The organism is Pseudomonas sp. Pseusp49, assembly GCF_059491875.1.
The window spans coordinates 2,228,334-2,242,840 of the sequence record NZ_CP168514.1 but is presented as its reverse complement, the minus strand read 5'-3'; the positions used below and the strand labels follow the sequence as shown (position 1 = coordinate 2,242,840).

The 14,507-nt window shown below is 58.9% G+C and carries 25 protein-coding genes; 2 read left to right on the top strand and 23 right to left on the bottom strand.

Features of this window, described 5'->3' with window-relative positions:
* Positions 1-3 precede the first annotated feature (3 nt).
* From ACEN83_RS10145 to ACEN83_RS10075, 15 genes are all read right to left on the bottom strand, one after another.
* The gene (locus tag ACEN83_RS10145; RefSeq protein WP_420832655.1) at positions 4-234 is read right to left on the bottom strand and encodes a phage tail assembly protein T; all 231 of its coding nucleotides are present in this window, start codon (positions 232-234) and stop codon (positions 4-6) included.
* Entirely contained in the window at positions 231-671 is a 441-nt protein-coding gene (locus tag ACEN83_RS10140; RefSeq protein WP_495580167.1) for a phage tail assembly chaperone family protein, TAC, read from the bottom strand. Before ACEN83_RS10140 ends, ACEN83_RS10145 begins: the two co-directional genes overlap by 4 nt.
* Positions 672-680: 9 nt before the next feature.
* Complete coding sequence (locus ACEN83_RS10135; RefSeq protein ID WP_495580166.1) at positions 681-1,409, bottom strand: phage tail tube protein; 729 nt, start codon at positions 1,407-1,409, stop codon at positions 681-683.
* Between the two features lie 85 nt (positions 1,410-1,494).
* A complete protein-coding gene (locus ACEN83_RS10130; protein ID WP_495580165.1) occupies positions 1,495-1,860 on the bottom strand; it encodes a DUF3168 domain-containing protein in 366 nt (121 codons plus the stop codon).
* A complete protein-coding gene (locus ACEN83_RS10125) occupies positions 1,860-2,303 on the bottom strand; it encodes an HK97-gp10 family putative phage morphogenesis protein (RefSeq protein ID WP_258685384.1) in 444 nt (147 codons plus the stop codon). The genes ACEN83_RS10130 and ACEN83_RS10125 overlap by 1 nt, the downstream gene beginning before the upstream one ends.
* On the bottom strand, positions 2,296-2,637 hold the full coding sequence (locus ACEN83_RS10120) for a phage head closure protein (protein ID WP_495580164.1): 342 nt from the start codon (positions 2,635-2,637) through the stop codon (positions 2,296-2,298). Before ACEN83_RS10120 ends, ACEN83_RS10125 begins: the two co-directional genes overlap by 8 nt.
* Complete coding sequence (locus tag ACEN83_RS10115) at positions 2,637-2,936, bottom strand: head-tail connector protein (protein WP_495580163.1); 300 nt, start codon at positions 2,934-2,936, stop codon at positions 2,637-2,639. The genes ACEN83_RS10120 and ACEN83_RS10115 overlap by 1 nt, the downstream gene beginning before the upstream one ends.
* Complete coding sequence (locus tag ACEN83_RS10110; protein ID WP_495580162.1) at positions 2,937-3,155, bottom strand: hypothetical protein; 219 nt, start codon at positions 3,153-3,155, stop codon at positions 2,937-2,939.
* 57 nt (positions 3,156-3,212) lie between these two features.
* Positions 3,213-4,415, bottom strand: a complete 1,203-nt coding sequence (locus ACEN83_RS10105) for a phage major capsid protein (protein WP_495580161.1) — start codon at positions 4,413-4,415, stop codon at positions 3,213-3,215.
* Positions 4,412-5,053, bottom strand: coding sequence for an HK97 family phage prohead protease (locus tag ACEN83_RS10100; protein WP_495580160.1), 642 nt, complete (start codon positions 5,051-5,053; stop codon positions 4,412-4,414). Before ACEN83_RS10100 ends, ACEN83_RS10105 begins: the two co-directional genes overlap by 4 nt.
* Positions 5,040-6,254, bottom strand: coding sequence for a phage portal protein (locus ACEN83_RS10095; RefSeq protein WP_454237898.1), 1,215 nt, complete (start codon positions 6,252-6,254; stop codon positions 5,040-5,042). Before ACEN83_RS10095 ends, ACEN83_RS10100 begins: the two co-directional genes overlap by 14 nt.
* Before the next feature lie 2 nt (positions 6,255-6,256).
* Positions 6,257-7,936: a terminase large subunit gene (locus ACEN83_RS10090; RefSeq protein ID WP_495580159.1), complete on the bottom strand. Its 1,680-nt coding sequence runs from the start codon at positions 7,934-7,936 to the stop codon at positions 6,257-6,259.
* Between the two features lie 3 nt (positions 7,937-7,939).
* The gene (locus ACEN83_RS10085) at positions 7,940-8,428 is read right to left on the bottom strand and encodes a terminase small subunit (protein WP_495580158.1); all 489 of its coding nucleotides are present in this window, start codon (positions 8,426-8,428) and stop codon (positions 7,940-7,942) included.
* Positions 8,429-8,599: 171 nt separating this feature from the next.
* Entirely contained in the window at positions 8,600-8,941 is a 342-nt protein-coding gene (locus tag ACEN83_RS10080; RefSeq protein WP_495580157.1) for an HNH endonuclease, read from the bottom strand.
* A 114-nt stretch (positions 8,942-9,055) separates the two neighbouring features.
* Positions 9,056-9,385 (bottom strand): phage holin, lambda family, encoded by a 330-nt coding sequence (locus tag ACEN83_RS10075; RefSeq protein WP_150705387.1) that lies wholly within the window; start codon positions 9,383-9,385, stop codon positions 9,056-9,058.
* A 230-nt stretch (positions 9,386-9,615) separates the two neighbouring features.
* On the opposite strand from ACEN83_RS10075, the gene ACEN83_RS10070 reads away from it, so the two are divergent.
* Both ACEN83_RS10070 and ACEN83_RS10065 read left to right on the top strand, forming a co-directional pair.
* On the top strand, positions 9,616-9,834 hold the full coding sequence (locus ACEN83_RS10070) for a hypothetical protein (protein WP_495580156.1): 219 nt from the start codon (positions 9,616-9,618) through the stop codon (positions 9,832-9,834).
* A gap of 41 nt (positions 9,835-9,875) precedes the next feature.
* The gene (locus ACEN83_RS10065) at positions 9,876-10,145 is read left to right on the top strand and encodes an XRE family transcriptional regulator (protein ID WP_495580155.1); all 270 of its coding nucleotides are present in this window, start codon (positions 9,876-9,878) and stop codon (positions 10,143-10,145) included.
* A 102-nt stretch (positions 10,146-10,247) separates the two neighbouring features.
* Here ACEN83_RS10065 and ACEN83_RS10060 read toward each other — a convergent pair whose 3' ends face one another.
* Genes ACEN83_RS10060 through ACEN83_RS10025 form a run of 8 tightly spaced genes read right to left on the bottom strand, consistent with a single transcriptional unit; the run spans position 10,248 to position 14,500 of the window.
* Entirely contained in the window at positions 10,248-10,601 is a 354-nt protein-coding gene (locus ACEN83_RS10060; RefSeq protein ID WP_495580154.1) for an antiterminator Q family protein, read from the bottom strand.
* Positions 10,602-10,604: 3 nt separating this feature from the next.
* Positions 10,605-10,889 (bottom strand): hypothetical protein, encoded by a 285-nt coding sequence (locus ACEN83_RS10055; RefSeq protein WP_495580153.1) that lies wholly within the window; start codon positions 10,887-10,889, stop codon positions 10,605-10,607.
* Positions 10,890-10,921: 32 nt separating this feature from the next.
* A complete protein-coding gene (locus ACEN83_RS10050; protein ID WP_495580152.1) occupies positions 10,922-12,202 on the bottom strand; it encodes a tyrosine-type recombinase/integrase in 1,281 nt (426 codons plus the stop codon).
* Entirely contained in the window at positions 12,199-12,573 is a 375-nt protein-coding gene (locus tag ACEN83_RS10045; protein ID WP_495580151.1) for a RusA family crossover junction endodeoxyribonuclease, read from the bottom strand. Before ACEN83_RS10045 ends, ACEN83_RS10050 begins: the two co-directional genes overlap by 4 nt.
* Entirely contained in the window at positions 12,570-12,872 is a 303-nt protein-coding gene (locus ACEN83_RS10040; protein ID WP_495580150.1) for a nuclease domain-containing protein, read from the bottom strand. The genes ACEN83_RS10045 and ACEN83_RS10040 overlap by 4 nt, the downstream gene beginning before the upstream one ends.
* Entirely contained in the window at positions 12,863-13,072 is a 210-nt protein-coding gene (locus ACEN83_RS10035) for a hypothetical protein (RefSeq protein WP_495580149.1), read from the bottom strand. Before ACEN83_RS10035 ends, ACEN83_RS10040 begins: the two co-directional genes overlap by 10 nt.
* On the bottom strand, positions 13,065-13,727 hold the full coding sequence (locus ACEN83_RS10030; protein WP_495580148.1) for a replication protein P: 663 nt from the start codon (positions 13,725-13,727) through the stop codon (positions 13,065-13,067). Before ACEN83_RS10030 ends, ACEN83_RS10035 begins: the two co-directional genes overlap by 8 nt.
* Entirely contained in the window at positions 13,727-14,500 is a 774-nt protein-coding gene (locus tag ACEN83_RS10025; protein ID WP_495580863.1) for a helix-turn-helix domain-containing protein, read from the bottom strand. The genes ACEN83_RS10030 and ACEN83_RS10025 overlap by 1 nt, the downstream gene beginning before the upstream one ends.
* Between the last annotated feature and the right edge of the window lie 7 nt (positions 14,501-14,507).

Below are 14,507 nucleotides of genomic sequence, written 5' to 3'. Positions count from 1 at the left end.
AAATCACCTCTTGACCGACTGCAGCAGCGCTAACAGATCCTGCGGCGTGGCTTCTTTTGGCTCGGGCTTTTGACCCCGATCGGGCAGGAAATCATCAAAGGTTGCCTTCCCGCCGTGCACGTTGTTGAGCAGCGTCGCCAGCATTGCGAAACCATGCTCGAGGCGAATTCCCAGATTCAGCGAACCGGCTTTCCGGGCATACCGCATCCAGTCCATCGCTTCGACATAGCTCAGGTTTTGCTTGGCTTCCGCGATCGTGCGGCCGCCGATCCCCGCGAGGACGAGCTCGTGCCAGAACTCTTCCTCGGGGTCGATTTTTTTTCCAGGGCGCCCTCCGACATCTGGTTGACTTCGCCAATCGCCGAAAGCAGCACGATTGCCAGCTCAGCACACAGCGGGCCGTGCCCTGTTTCAGGCCCGCCAAGAACGTCAGACACCGTGAACACCGGCTTGCCATCCTTGTCGACGATGCACGACGCAATGCGCTGCGCGGTAATATCCACACCTTGGTTCTGCGCGTCCCAGCGCTGGGTTACAGAGATGTACGACTCATGAGCCACGTAGACCGTGGCTTTCTGAAGGACACCGCCCGCGTGCCATTGAATTTCCTTCTTCACCGACGGAGCGGCGAACGCGCCGGCGGCTGCCAGCGCTGCAATACTCAGATCCATGGGGATTCCTTAAACAGAGGTTTTGGCAATCAGCTCGATCTCGCCGGACACCTGGATACCGACGTTGGACTTCACGACATCACCGAGTCCGAAGGTGAACGGGAAAGCGTTCATGTAGCCTTCGAAGGTGAGCCAGGTCCGGGTATTCGGAAGGTCGAAGTCAGCGCTTTCGTTGACCAGCGCACGCGCTGATGTACCAGTGCCTGCGCCACCGGTGAGCGCCACCGTCGGAGCGTTGGTATAGCCTGAGCCAGCGTTGGTGATGGTAAATCCGGTGACTTTGCCGTCGGCAATCTGGGCCGTAGCGGTCGCACCGGTACCGCCACCGCCGGTAATGGCAACGGTTGGAGCCGTGGTGTAACCCGTGCCCGCAGAGTTCAGCACGATGCCTGCCAGAGAACCTTCGGCACCTACCAGGGGTGGAATACCGGTTTCGGTATCGAAGTTGTAGCCGTCCGACCAACCCACCACCCACTTGAGCTTGGTGCCCGCCTTTTTCAGCTGGTGCAGCCGCAAATGGGAAGGGTTTTTCGGGTCGATGTTCAGGCCGAACGATGCAGATCCTGGCTCAGCCAAGCCGGCTTCATACTCGCGCGCCTTGGATTTGGTGCAGGTCACATCGATCTGCGCGATCGCCGTGTCAATCCCGTCCAGCGAAGTGAAGCAACCGACGTCGATGACGCTGTTGTCGGCCGGGTCGAGCGCGAAAAGCTCAGTGCCTTGGGTGTTAATGGTCAATTTGGTACTCCCCGATTTCCTGTGAAATCACTGTTTGACAGGCATAAAAAAACCCGCCGGAGCGGGTCGGTCTTTCTGGTGCGATCTACTGGCTCACAAGCCAGGCGACGTCGAAACCTTTTCTGTAGTTGTGCGTGTCCTTGTCCCGATCATCAACACCGAAACCGGTGACGTATGCACGCTTGGCGATCGCCTGGCGCAGCGCTTTCACAACCGCTTCAGCAGTTGATGCCGTTTCGGCGTACACGTCCACCTGCAGGCCGTACCGATCCGTGTCCGGAACGCCGTTGATGTAATTGATTGGCGAGCCGCTGACGACCTGCCAGACCGCGTACGGCCGGGGCGTACCCTCCGGTGCTTCGCCGTGCGGATAAAGCCGGGTCGGGTTGATGCCGAGCAGCGCAGTGACTGCCGGCGCCCCGGCGCACACCGTAAAAATGGGTGCGGTCATCAGTTCACCCCCAGCTTGATCAGTTGGTACTTGGCCGAACTCAGGAACTCCCTGAACAGCGCCTCGCGGTTGTTGGCCAGGGCCGGCCGGAGAAAAGGTTTCGCCCGGTTCTTCTCGGTACCCAACTCCACCCACCACCAATAGAACGTGTTGCCGCCCTTCTGCCCGCGCTTTCGCATACGCACGCCCACGGAGATGACCACGGCGCCGACTTCCTCGCCGATCGCCTTGCGTTCGATCATCGCCAGGTTGGCCGGGATGAAGTTGGCCGTTTCCGGGTCATCGATACGTGCTGCTCGATCCTTGGCGTCGAGCAGAACGATGTCCATGGCGTCCTTGGCCGCCGGCAACACCACCTTGCGGCGCATTTCCTCGGTCAGGCCCTTGAATCTGGCGGACAGTTCGTCGGCGCCCTTCAGGTTGTAAGTGACCCAATCAGCCATCGTTCACCCCCGAGGTGACCAGTAGCGTCAGATACTCCTTGCGAGAATTCGCGTCAGCCAGTGGAGGCCCAACGATGCCGCAAACAGTGCCATCATCCAGCACAACACGCATTGCAGTGGTGATTCCTTCGCGGTGTCGAATGACGACCCGACTTTTCGCCTCTGATTGGCCGGCCTGCGCGGCAATGAAGTCGCGAGCGCTCAAATCCTCGACTGAAGCCCAGACCTTGGCGAACTCAACCCATTGTTCAGTCAATTGCTCACCGGTTTGCTGATCCTGCGCCGTCACTTTGTGCTGGATTTGAACCCGATGCTTGAGTTTGCCGGCCTGCATTAGAAGCGCTTCCTGTACCAAAGCAGCCTGTCGACTGCGAGAGGGACGGCCGACGGCGCACCGCCGATCACCACTGCTTCCCGGTTGGAGTACCAGTGCCCCACCAGCAGCAAAATGGCCTGCTCGACATCTCGGGTCAGGCCCATTTCATCTGGCTCAACGGGATCCGCTTCGACCAGTTTGCGGTCGCAGTGCTGCTCAACGTGCGCCTTGGCTGCTTCGAGGTAGCCACCGATCAGCGCTTCTTCTTCATCGCCATCGACTCGCAGATGCAACTTCACGGTGGTCATGTCGAGCATCTACTTGGCCTCTTTGGGCGACGCCTGCTTGCTTTCCTTCGGCTTAGCGACCTTCGGCTTGCCGTTGGCATCCAGTTCAACCGCGAGACCTTTGCCGAGCAGCACATGGGCATACTCGTCATCAGCGTTTTCAAACTCTTGACCACGCTTGACCTTCGGCGAATCGGCGCCGAGGAGTTCGGCGTTACCTACAAAACCCCACAGAGCTTTGATTTTCATGTTGCCTCCAGAAACAAAAAGGCCGGCGAATGGCCGGCCTTGAACGGTGATGGTGAGTTACGGCGCGACCGTGAACTGGCCCTTGACCAGCGCTTCCTTGCGGCGGACGCCCAAGCCCAGGCGCTCCTCGACCAGCAGCGCGATCTCGTTACGAATGAACTGATCATTGATCAGGCCCATCTTGAACTGGTACGCCATGCGGTCGAACAGCGTGGTGGAGCGCGCGAAGTTCGCCACCAGGAACTCGCCACCGGTGTCTGCATCGCCCTCGTCCATGCTGTCGGAGGTGATCACCGGACGCCCCCACAGGATTGGCGTGACCAAGCCCTGCAGGTTGGCGAACAGGTAGCGGTTTTCGCCATCCTTCTGCAGCTCAATGTTCATCCAGTCGAGCTCGGTCATGACAATGCCGTCGGCCGACATTTTCGACTGCTTGCGAACCTGGTATATGGCGCGACGGATCAGGTCGATCGCCGTGTCACCGGTCTTGCTCAGGGTTGTGTTGTAGGTAGTGGCCTGAGTCATCAGGCCATTCAGGTTTTCGCCCGAGCCGTCACCCTTGAGGATCTGGGACTCCTCTTCGAGTTTCAGGTCGTAACGCAGCAGTTGCTGCAGATAGGCGAACATCTGAGGCACGTCGGACAGCACTTCATCGGTCGCCGGCATCCATACTGCGATCTTCTTCACACGATCGGTTTCGGTGGTGAAGGTGACGTTGCTGGTCGGCTTCAAGCCGCCTTCAGCGACCGGAGCCGCGCCACGGGTATGCACGTTCTCGCGGAAGTAGGTGTAGTTTTGGCCGGACACCGGAATGGTGGTCAGCAGGTCGCGGATGCGCAGCTCCTGACGGATGCCAGGTTGAATAACCGGGTCATAGATCGGAGCCACGATACCAGCGCTGGTGACCTTCATTTCCTTCATGCTGGCCAGGTCAGATTTCGTCACTTCGATTTCGGCGGTGCTGACACTCTTTTGCTGCAGGCCTTTGTAGTTGTCATGGCCCTTGACCATGTCGATGAAGCTTTTGCCCTCACCTGGCTGGCCGCGTAGCTTCACGCCTTTCTGTTCGAGGTCCTGCACCTGGTCGATGACCTTTTGCAGTTCACCTTTTTGGTCTTCGATCTGTTTCTTCAGATCGCCGGTGACTTGGTTGCCCTTCTGCACCTCGGTCATGGCCGAGTCATACTTTTCTTGCAGGCCCTGGAAGCCTTCCTTCAATTGCAGTTCCAGGGAGGATTTCAGTTCTTTCACTTCGCTCATGGCTTTGCTCCGAATGTAGTAGCGAATAGGGTGGAAATTTCTTTCAGCTCTTCCACGATCGCCGTGGCCTCGCTACCGCCGTCACGGCGGAGCGCGGGATAGCCGAGCGAAGCGACTGCCGCCGCTTCCTTCTGCGAGAGGCCCATGCGATCGCGCAGGGCATTCTCGAAAAGCCTGATATCTGATTTGACGCTGAGGATTTGAGCCTCGGGATTCATGCCGAACGGGACAAAGGAGGCCTCCCACAGCTCGGCTTCTTTGATAATTCGAACAGTCCGGCCAGCACGCTCTTCGAAATCAGCCTTGAGCGTGTTGAAACCGATGGACATGCTGTCGAGAATCCCGGCCCGCATCAGCTCATAGGCGTCTTTGGCATAGCTCACTGCCTGATTGACCTTCCCTTTCACCAGAAGGCCATGGTCGTCCTGGGTAAAATCCGCCAGACCGACCAATCGAGTCAGGTCGTGGTAGAGCGCCAGCTTTAATTTTCCGCTACGCGTTGTTTTTACTCGTGTGAAAGCACCGGGGAGGATGACGTCATCGCCGAGGTCAACGTTGTTGAATACCGCGGCGTAGCCCTCGAAGTTGCCCGCGTCATCCACGGTTTTCAGTTCGAACGGGACTTCAATTTTTGACATTGGTCTGCATCTCCCACCGGGTGACCTTGTTGTACTCGTCGCCAGCCAATGGCGGCAGATTCTCTTTTTCTCGAACCTCGTTGATGAACATCCATCCAGATCCACCGGAACCGCCAAGCGCTGCCTGGTAGTAAGCCGCGCGCCCGGCGCTGTCGGCCCGAAGAAGCCCTTCGACTGTGAACTCGGCGAAACGGGAAGACTTGCGGTAGACCTTGTCGTTGAACTCGTCCTCGACGGCGTCGATATAGGGTTTCAGGCCAAAGGTGATGAAGCCGGTGAGCTGCTGTTCGAGGTTCGACCCCATGATCGAAGTCTTGCCAGCACGGTTTGCCAGCCAGAGCGGCACGCCGTAGATACCGGCCAGCGCCTCCTCCTGAAACTGTTGGGATTCGATGAACTGAGCGTCTCGTTGGCTCAGGCCCGCAGGAACAATCTTTGGATTGCCCTGCAGGATTGCCATCTTCCCGATGTCGTCGGCATCTGCCTTCCGAACGTCCGGAAACTTCGCCATGATTTGAGCTTCCTGCTGCTTGGTCAGGAAGTTCTCATAGATCACGTAGCCGCCAGTGAATCCGCCTTTTCGCATGAACCGCGACGACCACTGCTGCCCAGCTTTAGCCAGACCCATCGTTTCTGCCTGGTACTCAATGGGTGACAACCCGACGATGCCGTCGAGGCTGAACAACTTGAAATGCAGCATGTTTTCCGGCGATACCGGATAGGGATCCCCCTCACTTGGCGTTACCAAATAAAAGAGATCGTCCTCGGTATTGATCGTGACAGTATCGAATCGCAGGGGGACAAACCCGATGGGGTCGCCGTTACGATTGCGCTCAATCAAGGCAAATGCGTTTCCCCGCAGCGCCATGTTCACCACCACGAACTTTAGGAAGTTCAGCCGCGTCATGTAGGGGTTGGGTTTTCGCAAAAGCTTCAGCGCAGGATCATTTCCCGGTACCTGTTTTCGACCAGATTCGGCGTCGTCAAACAGCTTGAGCGGCAAACCGCTCAGTGATTCCGAGAGGATCTTTACGCACGACCAAACCATGCTGATTGATAGCGCAGTTTTGGTGTTCACCCGGACGCCGGATTTAGTGCGCTTCCCGCCGATTTCCATATCCACTTCGACGTAATCGCCCGTGGTCGGATCGGTGTAGCCAAAGAATCCCCAGGTACGGGGGTTGTACCAACGAAATGCCATGGTCAGCCTACTAGTCCGAAAAAGCCGTTATTGAGGTAGTCGTCCATGCCCCCACGTGCCTCTGGGTTCAGAGACAGCAGCGATACGGCGTTGAACGTGGCCATGAGTGGGTCGATTTTCGCAGTGCCCGACGCCTGCTTTGTGATCAGGAATGCGTTGGCCGATGGCACGCCCTTCGCGTTGCCGCAGGCCCAGGCCATCAGTGGCTGACCACAGTGCAGCAGGGCGCCCTCTGCGAGCTTGCGCTCGGTGGTTTTGATTGCGCCTGTCAGCTTCCAGCCTTGTGAAATACCGATGATCTGGTCTTCCTCGACGCCGGCATCTGCCAACGCATCGAGCACGGCCCCGATGCCGGCCGGATCGAGCCCGACCTTGTCGAGCAGGCCCGCCTGATTGATGCGCGCGACCGTCGCGGCAAGGTGTTCAACGTCATCGCCAATTTTCTGCACAAGCGTGAGGTCACCAACTGCCGCCAAGTCCATCAAGCGTGGAGCTTCCGATTTACGGCGCGCCAGAACGGATGGGTGAGCGTATGCGTGCGCCCAGTGCAACCAAGTGCGCGACTCTCGAACCCGCCCCATGACCGCCAGCCCCAGCAAGTCATCCAGCCCCCCACCATCGACACCTACGACGATCACTTCACAGCGTTCAATGAGCGAATCCAGCGTCAGGCCCTTCTCGGCTTGTGGCTCCCAGAAATCGGCGCCCACCCAACTGTCAGACATCAGCGCCAGGCCGATCTCGATGTTCAGGAACTTGGCCAGGAAGCCTCGAACCTCGGCTTCGCCGTCGAGTTCGGCCTGCATAAACAGGCGTTCAAGCGTCGGCCTGTCCACCGAGTACCCCATGTTGGGGTTCACCAGGTGAAAATTCTCAGGGCGCCGGGCTTCGCCGCTCTCGATCATCTCCGGGGGAAATTCGTAAATCACCGGCAGGAAGCGTGGATCGTCGATTCGGCCCTCACGCACGCCGCGCGCGTAGCTCAGTTTCGACTTGAATATCCCGGCCGGCGGCTCGTTCGACTGAGTCGTCAGCCAGATGATGAAGCCTTCCGGACGGGACAGCAGGCCGCCCGTGGCCTCCCGGATCATGTCCGGTGCCTTGACGTTCTTGCCGAACAGCCAGGCCTCGTCGATCAAAACGCCGACGGCCTTTTTGCCACCTACGACGTCGCTGTCTGCTGCGACGACCTTCAATGTTGCGCCCGTCTCACGGTGCGTGATCAGTTTCAGGTGTGGCTGGACGTGAAGCAGATCGCTCAGCTCTTCGTCGTGTTTGACCATGGCCGCGCACGGCTTGAAGGCGTTGTCGGCAATCTCCTTGGTCGGTGCCAGGATGATGAACTCGGCTTCCAGCCGCCAGTTGCGAATCAGCGCGGTCAGCATGATCGCCGCCGCGATCGTCGACTTGGAGTTCTTCTTCGGAATGCAGAGGAAGTATTCGCTGATCAGGCGATGGCCTGTTTCGCTGTTGTAGCTGCCGAAAATAGCGCCGGCAAAATCCAGAACCCACGGCGCGCACGCTGTTTCGATGGTCGGGCAACCAGGTGCGTCCACGATTTTCAGCGAACGGAATACTTCCAGCCCTTCCTCCGCCTCTGCAGGAAACAGCGGTGCCGGGATGATTGACTCGCCCACAGAGAGGCGCTGCCACCAGTCAGGGCAGGCAGTTGTCCAAAGCATTGGCTACTTCCTTACGACAGTGAGCGGCGGCTTGCCGGCGGAGTATTTGCCCTTCCCCGCCTCCTTGGCGGCCTGCTCTTTCAGTTCCTTCTTGCCGGCGTCACCCTTCTTGCCATGCACATAGGGCACAGCCGTCTGGGCAGCGTTGCGCCGATCAAAAACCTTGGCCCTGGGCTCGTTCATTAGGGCCAGTAGCCAGACCAGTGGATCTTCGGTGGTGGGAAGGCAATCGAGGAACTCACCACCGGCTTCTTCCGTCTCAGGCACTTGGTCGGATGGCTGCTCTCGGCGTTTGCGCGATTTCTCAGGGTTAACACTGAGCTCGGCCCGGCGAGCAAGGATTGCGCTTGCAATCTTGGGATCATTGGCCCAGCGGGAACCCGCTGCGGAAGCCGTGGAAGCCTTACATCCTGCGGCTTCTGCCGCTTCTTTGTTGGACGCACCCCGGGCTTTTGCGTCAACAAACTGTCGTTGTTTGTCTGTTAACACCATTAACAAAAAACCTTAGGGTCGGGAAAAAAAGTACGAATGGGATCGGGCGCGGTCTGGAGCGTATTAACCCCCTATATTTAACACCCCCCCTCCATAGCTATTCTCAATCGCACCACCTTGGTGCATCTCAAATGAGATTTCATCTCATTTGCGCCGCGCTGCCCGAGCCACCTACCACCCTCCAGTCGCGCCAGCCTCTTCGGCCTGTTTGACCGAGTCGTGGCAAGGCTTGCACAGGGTCTGCCAGTTGGATCGATCCCAGAACAGGACCATGTCGCCGCGGTGAGCGATGATGTGGTCGACAACCCTGCCTGCTGTCACTCGACCGTTGCGCTCGCAGTAAACGCAGAGCGGGTGATCACGAAGCCAGACCTCACGCGCCTTCTGCCACTTGTAGCCGTAGCCGCGCTGAGCAGATGTCTCCTTCGTGGCACGCCATGAGTTCGTGTTGATGGCTGGCAGCCGGTCAGCCTGGGTTTGAACTCTGCTTCCCAGCGTCCTCAGCCTTCCCATCAGGTAACGCTCCGGTATTCGATTTCGGTGAGATCAACGAGGCAGCACGCTCTCGGGCGATGCTCAACCACTTAGCCGCTCGCACTCGGCGGGCGGCACATCCAGCACAGGCCATCACTCAGCACGCCGAGGCAGTTTGAAGTCGGCGAACCGATCAGCCAGGTCAGCGATCTTCTTCACACCGAGGAAGCCGATGAACACACCGGCGGCCGTGGCGAAGTTCTGCGGCAGACCGAAGTACTCAAGCAACGGGATCAGGCCGATGGTGATCAGCGTACAGAGCGAGGCTTCCAGCAGTGCCTGTCGCCGAGTGCCGCCGCCGTAAATGATGCGTAAGGCACCCACCACGAAAGACAGCCCACCGGCATAGATCGTTGGCGAGTGCTGGCTCAGCCACGCGAGAACGAGCAGCCAAGTGTCTGGTTTGTCGGGCATATTTGGCATCTCGGCGTCCTCCCTTTCGGGGAGCGAATTGATCCGGCTCCAGCAGCACTCCCAGCTCGGAGCAATGGGTGTGGTGGAGCCGAAAACGAAAAAGCCCCGGCCAATGCCGAGGCTCAAAATAAATAACTTTGGAACATATAAATCATTTGACCACTAGGCCCAATGGGCCTAATATAAGACCCATGGGAAGCGCACATCGCCCGGCCCGACAACCCCAAAGGGAAGAACAAATGAGCATCGACATGACCACCGCCGAACTCGAAAAGATCCACTCTGAAATCGCTAAGCTGATGGCAGAGACCAGCAAACTGAACGCCGAGACCAGCAAGTTCCGTGCTGAGACGTTCAAGATGAGCCGCGAAGCATTCTGGTATCCAATCGCGATAGCGTCGGGTTTGGTCGGCGCAGTAGCCGCAGCCACGGTCGCACTTACCAAGTTCCTCTCCTGATCCCAGAGCCCCGCAAAAGCGGGGCTTTCCATAAGGGCACTATGAAAACCATCAAGCACTACACGCCACCAAGCACCGTCGACCTCGAAGCCCTGAAAAATCGGCTGAACAAGACCGGCAATGATATGGCTGCGATCGCAGGATTGTCTGATGGCCGACAGTGGCGCAAGTACACTGGCGGGGCCAAGCCTCGTGAGGTCAGCGCTCAAATGCTGTTCTTCATTGCTGCGCGCTTGAGCCTGCCAGATGAACAACTCGGTGCCATCTATGAGCAGATGCGCGAGATGGGCGCGGAGCTTGAGTTTGAGTGAGTTTCGCAAACGGTAGAAAGCAAAAAGCCCGACTCAAGGGTCGGGCTTTGCTCGCGGAAAAACCGCAAAGTAACTGAAATCTATAGTTCGTCCCCGGCCTTGTCAAGCTGCCTCGCGGCGAAAATCTAACGCACCGTCAATCCATGCAATGCCGGCCTTCCACAGCTGGCGGGTCTTCTCTTCACCGAAGCCCAGTTTTTTGCCCACATCGACCAATGCCTTGTCCCGCGCGGTGTAGTACTTCATCAACACATTGCCGCACTCGGGGTAGCGCTTGAGCAGTCGCCCCATCAAACCATCAATCATCAGCGCATCGTCGTCCGTGATCATCGGCGTGTGAAGGGTGTTCTCGCGGGATGCGCAGCAGGACACGCCAGATCCCAGCACCACCCAGCGCCCCCAATGCTCCAGCAGATCTTCAGCCGTTCGCTCGGTGAAGCTTTTTGTTCTCGCCATGAATCAATCCCCCTTGAAAGACGAGCGGCCCGCGCCGCGGCTATTGCTCTGCTGGTACTCATCGACGATGCAGCGCGTTGGGCTCTTGCCAACCAACTGACTGCGCTCCCGGCGAACCATCCGCCCCAACTGGAACACCAGATCTTCGATCAACAGCGGTTCCAGGGTCTGGGCGTGAACGAAGCCCGAAGAGTGACAACCGATGCAATAGAGCTGGTGAAACACGCCCTGGATGATCCCTTTACCAGCACACGACGGGCAGTCGGCGAGCGGGATTAGAGAGCGCACAAGGGCGGGTCCGTGAGTCCTTTTATCCATTTTTAAACCTCGCCTATGGTTGATTCTTGAGTGGCCTTGCAGCCCTTGTCCCGTGCGGCTTCCAGCGCATTACCGGAATCTTCAAATCTAAAGCCGGTCAATCCGTGAATGACTGCAAACCCTTTCTGATCTAGATGCGCGTGCCACTGCTCCAGTGCGTCACGCTTGCGAGCCATGACGTCGGACTGGATGTACACCTTCACGTTGTGGCCCATCGCGTGGTTGATCAGCAGCTCGCCGATCAGGTGGTCTACGCCGAGATCTGCCCAACCGGTGCGGGCCACCTTGCGCAGGTCGTGGCTGGTCCATTCGCCCTGCCCCAACCGCCGGAACACGGCGCAGCCCTGGGCTTCACCGAGTGCCTTGCCATTGCGCGCCGGGAACAAGAACTGGCCGTCATAGCCTCGGGCGTACTGACCGTCGCGGTACCTGATCAACAAGGTGCAGACCTGCTCGGTCAGGGGCAGGTGATGCTCGACGCCGGTCTTGGTGTGCTCGGCCGGGATGAACCACTCGCGCTCGGCCAGACTGATGTGCGACCAACGCGCCATGCGGGTTTCGCCGATCCGTGTGCCGTGGCACAGCATCATCAGGGCCAGCATCGAATCCAGTGGCGCAGCGGGCATGACCTCGGCCAATTGCGTCAGCAGGCCTTCCAGTTGAACGCCACGCAGACGGGACGGCTTGATCCCAACCTTCGCTTTGGAGAAGTCGTTGAACTTGATCGCCGCCATTGGGTTGGCTGTGATCAGGCCCAACTTGAAGGCCTGACGGAAAGCCAAGGCCAGCAGCTGGAACACCGACCGCACGTAATCGATGGAGATGGTTTCCTGCAACGGCCACATGAGCTGGTTGTCCAGCGTGGCCTTGTCGAGACTGATCAGCGGCAGGTCACCAAGGCGCGGCATCAAGTGGCATTTGATCATCGACGCACCAGTTTTCTTGCGCTTTGCCGACAGGTTGCGATCCCGGGCCATGCGATCGGCGTACCAGTCCAGCAGCTCGCCTACGGTGTCCCACTTCGACAGACTCGCACCTTCCCCGGCAGCCAAGCGCAAGCGGATCGACGGCAGCGCCGCGACCACCTGGGTGTGAAAGAGCTCAGGGTACTTCCCGATAGGGTTCCATTTGCCCTTGAGCACCAGGAACCACGAGCCTCCGTTGCGCGCCTTGTTGAATCGCAGGTACAGGCCCTTGTTCTCGAGGTCTCGCAGGTCCTGAACAGTGCCAGCGGCCTGCCGTTTGATTTCGGCCTGAGTGATCTTGACGGCGGCGGTACTCATTCGGCCACCGCGACGGACTCAACGATCGGGTAATCGCGGATGTGCACGCGCACTTCGCCGCCTGGTACGGGATCACCGATGTTGATCGTGGTCACGAAGTTCTTGTCGTCGATGCCCAACCCGTCAGCAATGCCATCACGGCCAGCCTTGAAGCGCGCCAACAGGTTGTCGTCATCATAGGCCCGGCGGTTCGGCGGGCAGAACGTCACCCAGAAGTACTTCTTCCCGGCCAGGTGCGGTGCGTTGAGTGCAAGCGCAATCAGTCCGCAAGTGCGGCGGTAGGCCTTCGCGTGCCTGTGTTTTTGCTTCCAGTGCACGCGGGCGTTCGGACTCAATTCCTTCGGCGGCCACGGCAGCGTCATGTCGATCATGCAGCCCCCTTTACGGTGAGAATTCCGGCCCGGATCAGGGCCTCATGGGTTTCAGCGATGGCTCTGGGCATGTCCTGCCAATCGACCTCGCCGGCGCTGCGGCCGTCGATGACGTCGTGGCAGGCATTGCAGGCATACACCGCGACGGTGTCGAAGCCCTTCATGCCCATGCCTTTTTGCCCGCACGGCAGATGCGCGAGGACGGTGGTGGCTGGGTTGTGATTGCAGGTGCCCGGAATGCGGACGGTGCAGTCCTGACCATTGGCCGAGGCCCGGAGTTTCTTCGAGGTCACTCGCATACCCGCGCCCCAGTGACGACGTCGACGACTTCGTAAGTGCCCGGCCACATCCACGAACCGTAGCGCTTGGCCATGGCCGCATCCACGAACAGCGCCAGGGCGTGATCCGGCGTTGAGCTCAGATCAACCTTGAACGAGCAGCAGTACACCGCAAAGCGGTAGGTATCGATTTCAGGGAGAGCTAAGCGGCGATCAGACATGGGCAGCACCTCCAGAACGCATGGCGCGTAGATCGGCAAGCGCTTGATTACCGATCGAGGGAGTGCGGCGCCCTGCTGCCCGGGCCGGGAGCGCCAACGGCATCTTTTGCAACGGCAACCCATCGACCAAACGGCGCACAGTGATCACGTAATTGCGCTCGAAGAGCTTTCGCGCCAATGAAGTTTCGAGGCGGTTCAGGTTTTCGAAACCGGCCTCTTTCGCCGTGTGCCAGACCGCGTCATGAGACCAGTTAGCCTGGCCAGCCATCGACGGGTGGGCATTGCGGCAGGCTTCGCGAAATGCGGTGTCCAGCGGCGGGATGCCGAGCATTTCCGGAGTGGCCTGGCACAGGCCGATGAACTTGCCGACGCTCGGCGCAAAGTCGGAGCCGACCTTGCGGCACTGTTCGATGCCGAAGCGGATCTGCTCAATTTTCGTGATGCGCTCGGCCATGAAGGCCTTGGTCCATGTCGCCTTCGCGGCGTTCATCGCATCTTGATCCGGCCACGCCTGCTTCCATGCCGGAAAGATCGCCATCAGCTCGCGGAACAACGCGTTGATCACCTGAACCGTGCCCGCATCGGCCTTGAGCGGCACAACCTCGGCGGAGGAAGCGTTGGGCAATTTTGACAGCATGCTCGATACAGACTTCATCACAGACCTCCCAGGTCATCACCCCAACTGGTGTCGTTGAAATCTGGCTCTTGTCCCCGGCCTGCTGCTTGAACACGCTCACGCTTTACCCACTGGACAAGGCGATAGCACCAGCCAGCACTGGAATCGAGGGTGTTCGGTTTGGCGCAGTGAAAGCCCTTGAACTTGCGAACCGTTTCGTCAGGCACGCACTCGGCCGGCAGCCCGGCGATTGCGATCTGGTCGGCCAGTGACTTAGCGTCAGGCTCCCAGAGGGCAAACATGGCGAAGCGACCGTTGGAAGGATTGCATTCGGCGGCAGCCTGTTCCTGTCGAGAAATTTCATCAGCCAAATCGCGCTGCAGCTGCTCTTCGGTTACCTGATGGTTCAGTGACGGATTGGGTGCAGATTCTGCACCCCGTTCTGTCTCAGGCTGCACCCCGTTCTGTTGTGAGTTGCACCCCGTTGCGTCATTTGCACCCCGTTTTGTACGGGGTGCAGGATTTGCACCCCGCGATAGTTGAAGGTCGTAAACGACTGGGCGCCGGTCATGACGATCGATGTGCACGGCGGCAATAGCCTGATTGCCCTTCTGGATCAGCCCGACCTTCTCCAGATCGTCCAGCTTGTAACGCACGGTACGCTCGGACAGGCCGGTGTCTTGTGCCAGAGTTGAGGCCGATGGAAAGGCACCAGCACCGTTCGACCCGGCATAGTTGGCAAGGCACAACAGCACGTGACGCGCACTTGAGTCTTTCAGGGATTCGGTAGGCAGCGAGAGCGCCCAGGACATTGCTTGA